Annotated in this window: 1 protein-coding gene; it reads left to right on the plus strand. The window is 58.1% G+C overall.

Features of this window, described 5'->3' with window-relative positions; all coding sequences use genetic code 11:
• Positions 1 to 169, plus strand: a 169-nt coding sequence (locus tag K5Q92_RS24075; RefSeq protein WP_220771287.1) for an AzlD domain-containing protein, incomplete at its 5' end; no start/stop codon positions are given.
• Between the last annotated feature and the right edge of the window lie 258 nt (positions 170 to 427).

Consider the following 427-nt stretch of genomic DNA (forward strand, 5'->3'; position numbering starts at 1 on the left):
AAGCGCCATCTTCGCCCCCATAGTGTTTCTGCGAGACGGCGAGTTGCAACTGAGCCTGAGCAATCCCTACCTCAGCTGTGCACTGCTGGCGGCCTTACTGGCACTGCTGACCCGCAACACCCTGCTGACCACTATCGTCAGCATGGCGGTATTTTTCTGGATCTACTGAGGTCTCAGTCAATCACGGCTTTGGTGGCGGCCGCCCCCGACCAGGCCCGCAGCTTGTGGCCGGCAACAGCGTAATAAAGGATCATCCCATAGCAGGGAAGGAGGATCCCGTAGGCGCTTTGATGGGACACACCCTGGTGCACCAAGGCGCCATAGAGCAAGGGCAGCAAGGCGCCACCGGCTATGCCCATGATGAGCAGTGCCGAGCCCACGAGACAGGCAGAAATCTCGTATGCCGTCTTCTGCTTGAAAAAAAAAA

Source organism: Shewanella sp. MBTL60-007, assembly GCF_019654915.1.
Classification (GTDB): domain Bacteria; phylum Pseudomonadota; class Gammaproteobacteria; order Enterobacterales; family Shewanellaceae; genus Shewanella.